Genomic DNA, 10388 nt, shown 5'->3' with positions numbered 1-10388 from the left:
TGGTTAAAACCCAAACCATCAAAATACCCATCTAACAAAAATAAAAATACCAGTCAGCTTAACTGACTGGCATTACTCGTAATGAGCCTTTTTTATTTAATCATATTCTGTAAATCTAAAGCCAATAAGGCTTTATATCGAACGAAGCCAATCTACTTTGCTCCATTGCACTTACCAAGTATTCTGTTTTTTGTGCTAGCCATGTTTGAATTTTAGCTAGCTTTTCATCTTCTTGACCACCGCAAAGCTGCTTTAAATAGTCAAGGGTACTAAGCTCGTACATACCATGAGAAATATCAAGCCAAGGGAGTCTAAACTCTAAGCGCTCTTCTTTATCAAATAACGCACCTAAACAATTACCACTTAGTAAACTGTTCTCTAATTGTGTGCGTATATTAAGGTAATCATTCGCGGTTAAAGTTTGTTCTTTAGGTAACAGCTTATGCAAATTTCGCCAATCTTTATCAAACAAACGGTTAGCAATGCTGGCTACCGATTGGTCAGCGTTTTGTAATTGCTTTTGATCCCAAAACTTGCGCCATTGTTTGTCTATTAACCAGGTTGTTAACGACAGTATTAAACGATTATAGCGTGCACTATGAAACAGCGCATAAATGTCGTCAATGCTAGGCTGTAGCTCTTTTAGGTCATTAATAACTTGTGTTAATGCCGGTGCGTTGTTTATTTTTTTATAAAAAGCGTGGCGTTTAGAAGTATAGGTTTTTAATTGAATTGCATTTTCAACCCACGCTAACTCGCTGAGTAACCACTTTAATTCGTTGCGTAAATGCTCAGTACTTTCTTTGCTAACAATGTCGTCAAACAACCAAAAGTTATGACGAATTAAGCTTATACCGTCGGTTACTCGCTTTAATGTTTTTAAACTTGGCTTATCGAAATAACATTGTTCGTGCTTTTGCACAAAACGAATACCAAAACCCATAGCCTCTATTAATGCTTGCTCTTGGGTTACTTGCCCTTTGAGTTTAACAAACCCAATAGACTTACTTGGTTGCAGTGGCGTGTCGTCAGCAAGGCGATACCCTCTTGCGGCCTTTGAATACAAACCTAAGCGAATACAGTTTTGGCTTACTAATTTATCGGCTAGCGCAAATAATTCATTACGGCTGCCCTCAACAAGTTCAATTTCAAGCTCGCTGATCACCTCAACTTTACCCGCTGCGGCAATTTCACCTTTATCAAGCACTACTTCAATTTTTGCACCGTTTTGAGTCTCAATTAACCAAGTACGGCGAATAAAGTTGGTACTAAAAATCGGATGTATATTTTCTGCAATAACATTGGCTTGCATGCCATGAGGCCAAATAGATGGGTCAAATGCCATTAAATCTGGACGATTAGACTCTATTGGTAAGTTAAATTCAGGGCGTTGATGTAAGCCCCCAACAACCTCACCGGCGAGTTTAATTGTTTGCTCACATTTATTATCAGCACAACGCGTTCTATAGCCAATATCAAGGGCTCTAAGCTCACGGCTTGGCGTATCATAATAAGCATTTTGTAAACTTCGAGATGGCTTATTAGTAACTGTTTTTGCAAATTGTGTAATTAATGAGGGGATCAGTGGAATGACGGCATCTGATACCAAAAATTTTAGTTCTATCTCAGTATCCATTAGTTATGCGGATTACCCTTAAAATTAATAAGTGGTCAAAATAAACAAAGCCGCCCCATATTGCAAATATTTTAGTCAAAATGGGCCGCTAATAAAATAACACCGGTTACAATATCAACCTTGCTATTGCGCTATTTAATCCATATTATCGCTATACTTATGTGAAATATAAAATCACGTTCTAAACGGACACGGTTAGATTAACAAGGTAAATAAATGCTAAAACACTGTTTATTATGGCTGTTTTTAACAGCCTCAACATTTGCGAGCCAAGCAGAAGAAGCTCAAACAGCAACCCCCACCAATGCAAAAACAGCTTATATAATTGACAATCTTTATACGTTTATGCGCTCTGGTGCGAGCAAAAACTATCGTTTACTCGGCTCTATTGATGCAGGCACACAACTGACCTTATTATCGAGTGAAGAAAACGGTTTTTTAAAAGTTAAGGATGATAAAGATCGTGAAGGTTGGGTTGAAGCTAAATACATCACACAAACAGCTGGCTTACATAAGCAGTACCAAACGTTAAGTGATGAAATGAGCTCAATACAAAATGAACTGCGCCAAGCACAAGTTGAATTACCGCAGTTGCAAGAGCAAAACGTGCAGTTAACAAACCAAAACAAACAATTGTTTACACAAATAACTCAATTAAAAACTACACTTGAGCAAGAGCGCGCTTTAAAGCAAGCTACTAGCTCTAAAGAAAAACGCCAATTACTTACTTATGGCGGTGCTATTGCATTTTTAGGATTGTTTTTAGGTATTATATTAACGATTGTGTTGTCTCGCCGTAAGCGCTACCAAGGCTGGGCATAACACGACAACTTAATTAGTCGCATAAAAAAAGCATCATTTGATGCTTTTTTTATGCCTGCAATTTATATTACAAATCTAGGCGCAGACCCGGATCTTGTTTTATTTTTTCAATTACCATGTAGGTGTGATGCGTTCCCACTCCAGGTATATCAACTAAGTCGCCAAGCACTTGCCTGTACTCGTCCATGTTTGATACCCTGATCTTCAGCAAGTAGTCGTAGCCACCAGCAACCATGTCGCACTCCACTACTTGCCTAATTTTTAAAATGTGTTCTCTAAACACTTTAAATACCGCGGTATTTGAAGTCACCAGCGACACTTGTACATGTGCAACTAAGCTTTGATTAAGCTTGGCTTCGCTAAGCTTGGCAACATAGCCTTCAATATAGCCTTCTTGCTCTAAACGCTTTACACGATCAAGACAAGGGCTGGGGCTTAAATTAACCTGCTTTGCGAGGTTAACATTTGAAATTCTGCCGTTCTGTTGCAGAACGTCTAAAATAGCTAAATCGATACGATCAAGCAGGCGTAATCTATTTGGACTCGTCATAACAGAACTTTATACGGATAAGTAGAAAATATGCCCTGTAAATTAGCGTAAAACGCCAAATTTAACCAGCATATTCTGCTGAATTTTAATTAGAATGCACGCCTTACACCAACGAATATTTAGTGGTAATTAATTTTACCTTAAGTTTTAACACTCCTGAGGGTTGCTTATGTTATTCAATAGCGATTTGACAACGACTTGTCCAATTCGACAAAAAATCCGTGACTTCTACCGCATCGACGAAAATGCGGTTATCGATCATATTTTACCACTTGCTGAAGTAGGTGTTAAAGCACGAAGTCGTGCCTGGGAAAGAGCTCGCCAAATTGTTTTAAATATTCGTAAAGACCAAGATGGTCAAAGCGGTGTTGATGCACTATTAAATGAGTTTTCACTCTCTAGTGAAGAAGGCGTAGTATTAATGTGCTTAGCCGAAGCTCTGCTTCGCGTACCAGACAAAGCAACTCAAGACACATTAATTCGTGACAAATTAGCAAAGGGCGACTGGAGCTCTCATTTAGGCAGCAGCGATTCGTTATTTGTTAACGCATCGTCTTGGGGTCTATTAGTAACCGGTAAAATGGTTAACTACACAGATAAAACCAAAGAACAGCAATTTGGTATGCTTAAAAAAACCATAGGTCGTTTAGGCGAGCCGGTTATTCGTAAATCAGTAAACTTTGCGATGAAAATTATGGGTAAGCAATTCGTTATGGGTCGTACCATTGACGAAGCAATAGTACGTGCTGCCGATAAAGAACAAAAAGGTTATGTATATTCATACGACATGCTAGGCGAAGGCGCGCGCACCATGAAAGATGCGCAGCGTTACTTTGACAGCTACATGAACGCGATTCATGCTATTGGTAAAGCGGCAAATGGCCGTGGCCCAATAAAAAGCCCTGGCATTTCAGTTAAGCTTTCTGCTATTCATCCTCGTTATGAGTTTACGCATAAAGAACGCGTAATGGCCGAGATTGTGCCTAAGCTTAAAGAGCTTGCGCTAGCAGCTAAACAATATGACATTGGCTTTACTGTTGACGCTGAAGAAGCAGACCGTTTAGATATTTCTTTAGATGTAATTGAAGCGGTATTTAGTGATGACGACCTAGCAGGTTGGAACGGCTTTGGTTTAGCGGTTCAAGCGTATCAAAAACGCGCTATATTTGTAATTGAATGGCTAACTGAACTTGCAACCCGTGTGGGTCGTAAAATGATGGTGCGTTTAGTTAAAGGCGCTTATTGGGACACTGAAATAAAAACCACACAACAAGATGGTTTAGAGCATTTTCCGGTATTTACTCGCAAAGCAACCACCGACGTGTCTTATAAAGCGTGTGCCATGAAAATGCTCGAAGCACGTGATGTACTTTACCCACAGTTTGCTACCCATAATGCCTACTCAGCAGCAACTATATTAGAAGTGGCTAAAGGTGATAACACCGGTTTTGAATTCCAACGTTTACACGGTATGGGCGAATCTTTATTTGACCAAATCGTTACCGAGGAAAAAATTCAGTGCCGCGTATACGCACCAGTGGGCCAACACGAAGACCTGCTGGCTTACTTAGTACGCCGTTTATTAGAAAATGGTGCTAACTCATCGTTTGTTAATGCCATTGTAGATACCACTAAGCCAGTTGAGTCACTATTACCTGACCCGGTAGAAACACTGCAAGGTTTACGTAATAAATACAATACGCAAATTAAAATGCCAATTGACTTATATGGCGCCGAGCGTGCCAATTCAAAAGGCATGGATTTAACCGATATAAACGTGATCACTCCGTTTAAAGAAAACCTTGATCTGTGGTTTAACGAGCACTTAATTGAGCCAAGCCAAGTACCTGAAGGCTCTGTGGCAGTTAAAAACCCGGCAAACCACAAAGAAGTAATTGGCCATATAAAACTGCAATCTAGCGATGAAATGCAAATTTTGCTAGCCAACGCAGAAAGCGCTTTTGAATCATGGTCACAAACATCGGTAAAAGAACGTGCTAATTTATTACGCCGTGTTGCCGATATTTTAGAGCGTCATCATGACGAGCTAGTGGCTATTTGTATTAAAGAAGCCGGTAAAATAGCTAAAGATGGTATTGATGAAGTACGCGAAGCGGTTGATTTTTGTCGTTACTACGCAGCCCGCGCTGAAGAGCTATCGCAAGATGAGCGCTTTGAAGCCCGTGGTGTTATTTTATGTATTAGCCCATGGAACTTCCCGCTAGCTATTTTCTTAGGCCAAGTAGCCGCTGCCATTGTGACCGGTAATACCGTTATTGCAAAACCAGCTGAGCAAACCAGCCTAATTGCGCTGCGTGCCATTGAACTTATGCTGTCGGTAGGTTTACCAGAGCATGTTGTGCAAGCGGTAATAGCCCGCGGTAGTGACGTAGGTAAAACAATTGTTCCGGATGAACGCGTTCAAGCAATTATGTTTACTGGCTCGACTGAAACAGGCACGCTTATTTCACAAACACTCGCGGCGCGTAGCGATATTCAAGTACCGTTAATTGCTGAAACAGGCGGCCAAAACTGTATGATCGTTGACTCAACAGCACTCCCTGAGCAAGTGGTTGACGATGTCATTAGTTCTGGTTTTCAAAGTGCTGGGCAACGCTGTTCAGCGTTACGTGTATTGTTTATTCAAGAAGACGTTGCCGATGGCATAATCGAAATGCTTAAAGGTGCACTGGCTGAGTTACATATAGGCGACCCATCGTTACTATCTACTGACGTAGGCCCGGTAATTGATGAAAAAGCGCTGAAAAGCTTAAACGATCACGTTGAGTACTTAAAAGGTAATGCGACATTACATTACGAGTGTAAAATTCCAGATAACACAGTAAATGGTGCGTACTTCTTTGCTCCTCGCTTATACGAAATAAAAGACTTATCGGTACTTAAGCGCGAAGTATTTGGCCCATGTGTACACGTTATACGCTTTAAATCGAGCGAACTAGACAGTGTTATGGATCAAATAAACAACACAGGTTACGGCTTAACTATGGGCGTGCATTCGCGCATCGAAGAGCGTTGTGAATACCTAGCTAAAATGTCGCGTGCAGGTAACGTATACGTTAACCGTAATATGATTGGCGCTATTGTTGGTGTGCAACCATTTGGTGGCCGTGGTTTATCTGGTACTGGCCCTAAAGCCGGTGGCCCTAACTACTTACAACGTTTAGTAAAAGAAAAAGCATCGCCAGAAAACGTGCAAATGACCAATCTAACGCCAGACGAGCTGGATTTACACCACTACAGCGGTGCAAATGAGCAAGTAGAAAAGCTAATGATTAACTCTATGCGCGATGAAAAAATTTGGCGCTCAACACCATTAAACGACCGTGTATCTGCGGTGCGTCAATTGCTTGCTAAAATAGCCACAGTTGAAATTATTGACGACTTAGCTGACGATTTAGCACTAACACTTGCCGATGCACGTGCACAACTTAATCGCTTAGAAAAGCACATGCGTAAATTTACTACATTACCTGGGCCAACGGGTGAGTCTAATACATTGCACCTTGAAGCACGTGGTTGTGTTGTATGTTACGCCGATAAGAGCACATCGTTTAACTTTTGGGCATTATCGATCATTACTGCAATTGCTGCGGGTAATACGGTAATTACTGTTGCTTCTGAAATATTTTATGAAGAAGCGGTTGCCTTTAGAGATAAATTTATTGCCACCGGTGTTGCCGAAGGCGTGTTCCAAGTAGCTAAACCAAATCAGTTACAAGCTATATTGGCACATCCGCACTTAGCCGGCGCTGTGGTTGCAGCACGCTCTTCTCGCTTTGGTTATTTCAGCCAGCAGCTAGCGCAGCGTAAAGGTGCTATTTTGCCAGTGATCAGCTCTGAATATTACGATACGCTTATTAAACGTTTAGTAACTGAAAAAACCATCAGTATAGATACAACGGCATCGGGTGGTAATACATCGCTGATGACGCTTGTTGAAGATGATGAGTAACTAGTTTAGCACTAATTACTTATTCGTATGAAAAGGCACCTTAGGGTGCCTTTTTTACTATATTTATTGTAATATCTTTGTTACTTTAACCAGTAGAATACTTATATGAAGTGAATTAAATTGAAAGTCATTCCAATTTCGCAGTTATTACCTGGCATGTTTGTACAAAGCGTAACAAAGCAAACCGGACGTATTAAAATAAAAAGCCAAGGCTGGGTTAAAACCCAGGCAGGCATCGATAAGTTAAAAAATGTCGGTATTTTAGAAATTGAAATAGATCCAGATAAAACCCTCATCGAATCAGTGCCTGAAAAAGAGCCTGCCAATACTCCTTCCCCTGTTACAAAGCGCGATCCTTGGCAAAAAACGCACAGTGCTGAACAAGAAATGGGCAAAGCTAAAAAGCTCTACGATGAAGCTAAATCTCTACAAATTAAAGCATTTAAAGATATAAAAGCAGGCCGAGATATAGACATAGCGCCTTTTAGAGATCTTGCTAGTGGTTTTATGGATTCGGTATTTAGAAATCAAGATGCACTTGCTTGTCTTACTCAAATGCGCCAAAAAGATGCCTACCTGTTAGAGCACTCTATTAATGTTTCTATTTTAATTAGTATTTTTGCCAAGCATTTGAATATAGATAAAGATATTATTGAACAGCTAACTACTGGCGCGCTACTGCATGATATTGGCAAAATAAAAATTCCCGATGCAGTACTCAATAAGCCGGGACGTTTTACTGATGAAGAATTTACAATAATGAAAAATCATGCGCGCTTTAGTAAAGACATTTTACAAGCTGCAGGGCTCAAAGGTATAGCTGTTGATATTGCCGGTATGCACCATGAACGCTTAGATGGTAAAGGCTATCCGTTTGGTAAAAAAGGCGATGAAATAAGCCAGTATGTGCGTATGGCGTCAATTGTTGACGTGTATGATGCACTCACAGCTGAGCGCGTTTATAAAGCGGGTATGGAGCCGATAAAAGCCTTTAAAATATTAAAAGAAGGTTGCCCTGATAGTTTTGATAGTGAGTTATTAACTAAATTTATTCAGTGTATCGGTATTCACCCGGTAGGCACACTGGTTAAGCTCTCGAGTCAAAAAGTGGGACTGGTGACACAGAGCAACCCTGCCAGCCCACTAAAGCCCGTTGTTAAAACTTTCTATAGTGCAAAGCATGGGCGCTACACCCAAGTGCAAGACATAGATTTAGCACATAAAAAAAGCCAAGATACACTTGAGTCGGCAGTTAAAACTGACGAATACAAAATTGACTTACAACGCTTTTATAAAAATTCAATTTTACCCTAATTAGCCGCTATTGCGGCCAATCTTGTAGCGCCTTTAAGCTAAATTCGTAGCCGTCAAAATCAAGTACGCTTTGCTCTGGTGTTATTTCTCGCACTGTTAATGCACCTATACTATCGCCCTCAAAAAGCTCGCGACCATTGAGCTTGATCCAACGCTTATCGAGTGCAGAGGAATATATATGCGCCTGATATTTAAGTGGCGGTAACATGGCTTGCAATCCATCTGGCAACAGCTCTATTGGTTGCACGCGTGATGAGCTGCGCGTTGCTTGCGTTACTTCGTAGTTTTGTGTTTTTTCTGTATCTTGAATAGCTTGATCAAAAGCTGTTTCTAGTAATGTTGGGCTCTTTGCAAGCGTAGGTCTTTTAGTGTTTTGTGCTGTAGAGCCTTGTGAATCGAGCGGTTTACCAAGCACTTTATACTTACTTAAATCAAGCGATGCCGATGAAGGCATATTTGTTTGAGGTTGCTGCTTTGCAGCTTGTGTTGCCTGGCTACTAGTTTGATTGAAGCTAGGTTGATTATAATGTGGTTGTGAATATCCCTGCTGATTAATTGCGCCTTGCCCATACGTACCCTGAGCAAAACTATTTTGCGGGTTTAGGTTTTGCTGAAGTGTGGCTTGATTTTCCATTATTGGAATATATTGCCCTTGCGGCGTAAGTAACATTTGTACAATACCACTGGGGGTTTGTACATACACTAACTGACCTTGAATTGAAGTTGCTGTATTTACTGCGTCTGGCGGGGCCGTTTTTGACGCTGATGATTGCGCCGCTAATACAGCTATGTTTTGCTCTGCAGTTTGTAATCTTGCTGTATTATCTATATCCGATTTGGTTGTTATAGTTGGTTCTTTATCGGCATTAGCATTTTTTAATATTGCTGTAGTGCTAACTTGCTCATTATTACTATTAAATGAGCTGTTTTGTAGCCATTTCCCACTAACAAAACCACCAGCAACACTAAAGCTAACCGCTAAGCTGCCACCAATCACAAACGCCAAGCGGCGATATCGCACTAGAGCTTGTTGCTGTTTAGCCTGCTGTGCCTGTAAGTCATACTGCTCGGCGCTTATATCGGCTTGTTGCGATTGCTTTAACGCATCTAATAAATAAGACATTAATCACCTAACTATAAAATAAATGAAAGCCCTAAGCCGGCTGCAAATAAAGCAACAAAAGCAGAGCAATATAGCCAATATGGCACGGTTTTAGGTGGCGTATTATTAGCCGCAATGAAATCGGGTGGTAATGATTCCAGAGCAGATTTTTTTATAATCTCGCTATCTATTGTTAATTGCTGTTTTGCAAATGCCCCTACTAACGCCCGCTCACACACTAAGTTCATTAATCGTGGCACGCCACCGGTAAGTTGATGAACGCTTTGCATTGCATCCAACGAAAAAATACCTTTATCACAGCCTGCAATATGTAAACGATGCTTAATGTATGCCACCGTTTGCCCTTGTGTTAAAGGCAGTAAGTGATAGCGAGCTGTTATACGCTGTGCAAGCTGCCTTAACTCATTTCGTTTTAATAATACTTGCAGCTCAGGTTGCCCCACCAGCACTATTTGTAATAGCTTTTTATGATCGGTTTCTATGTTAGTTAGTAGGCGCAGTTGTTCTAATACATCGGGGGCAAGTAACTGCGCTTCGTCAATAATCAGTATGGTATGCCCACCCGCTTTATTATTTGCTTCTAAGTGCTTTTTTATAACATCGGTAAGGCTTTTTAAACTCGCATTTTGTGCATCATAATTAATTTTAAGCTCATCACAAATACTCGCCAAGAGCTCAAGCTCTGATAATGCCGGATTATGGATCATCGCAACTTGAGTATTCTCTGGCAGTTTTTCTAGCATACTGCGAGTAATGGTTGTTTTACCGGTACCCACTTCGCCGGTTAATAATACAAAGCCGCCGTCTTCACCTAGTCCATAGGTAAGGTGCGCTAACGCTTCTTTATGTCGCTCACTTAAAAACAAATAATGGGGATTAGGCGAGATTGAAAAGGGTTTTTCATGCAAACCAAAATAGCTTAAATACACCTGAGTATTCCTTGGTAAATAAATCCCCTCCATAATGGCAA

Annotated in this window: 7 protein-coding genes; 3 read left to right on the top strand and 4 right to left on the bottom strand. The window is 40.6% G+C overall.

The annotated features are described in order from the left end of the window. Positions 1-115: 115 nt before the first annotated feature. Entirely contained in the window at positions 116-1636 is a 1521-nt protein-coding gene (locus tag I6F41_RS14245) for a CYTH and CHAD domain-containing protein (protein WP_182684338.1), read from the bottom strand. Between the two features lie 216 nt (positions 1637-1852). Here I6F41_RS14245 and I6F41_RS14240 point away from each other — a divergent pair, with 216 nt between their 5' ends. After that, positions 1853-2458: a TIGR04211 family SH3 domain-containing protein gene (locus I6F41_RS14240; RefSeq protein WP_197108665.1), complete on the top strand. Its 606-nt coding sequence runs from the start codon at positions 1853-1855 to the stop codon at positions 2456-2458. A 67-nt stretch (positions 2459-2525) separates the two neighbouring features. On the opposite strand, the gene I6F41_RS14235 is transcribed toward I6F41_RS14240, so the two are convergent. Then, positions 2526-3008, bottom strand: a complete 483-nt coding sequence (locus tag I6F41_RS14235) for a winged helix-turn-helix transcriptional regulator (RefSeq protein ID WP_011328920.1) — start codon at positions 3006-3008, stop codon at positions 2526-2528. 169 nt (positions 3009-3177) lie between these two features. Here I6F41_RS14235 and putA point away from each other — a divergent pair, with 169 nt between their 5' ends. Both putA and I6F41_RS14225 read left to right on the top strand, forming a co-directional pair. After that, positions 3178-6981 (top strand): bifunctional proline dehydrogenase/L-glutamate gamma-semialdehyde dehydrogenase PutA, encoded by a 3804-nt coding sequence (putA, locus tag I6F41_RS14230; RefSeq protein ID WP_179808038.1) that lies wholly within the window; start codon positions 3178-3180, stop codon positions 6979-6981. A 120-nt stretch (positions 6982-7101) separates the two neighbouring features. Next, positions 7102-8295 carry an HD-GYP domain-containing protein gene (locus I6F41_RS14225; RefSeq protein WP_197108663.1) on the top strand — a complete coding sequence of 398 codons (1194 nt, stop codon included), beginning with the start codon at positions 7102-7104 and terminating at the stop codon, positions 8293-8295. 7 nt (positions 8296-8302) lie between these two features. Here the strand turns inward: I6F41_RS14225 and I6F41_RS14220 are convergent, their stop codons facing one another. Continuing rightward, a complete protein-coding gene (locus I6F41_RS14220; protein WP_197108661.1) occupies positions 8303-9418 on the bottom strand; it encodes a general secretion pathway protein GspB in 1116 nt (371 codons plus the stop codon). Between the two features lie 11 nt (positions 9419-9429). Further along, positions 9430-10347 (bottom strand): ExeA family protein, encoded by a 918-nt coding sequence (locus I6F41_RS14215; RefSeq protein ID WP_179808035.1) that lies wholly within the window; start codon positions 10345-10347, stop codon positions 9430-9432. Positions 10348-10388: the final 41 nt, after the last annotated feature.

It is taken from the genome of Pseudoalteromonas sp. SCQQ13, assembly GCF_015864415.1.
Taxonomy (GTDB): domain Bacteria; phylum Pseudomonadota; class Gammaproteobacteria; order Enterobacterales; family Alteromonadaceae; genus Pseudoalteromonas; species Pseudoalteromonas nigrifaciens.
Note: the sequence above shows the minus strand (reverse complement) of the source record. Positions and strands in the feature narration are given on the sequence as shown.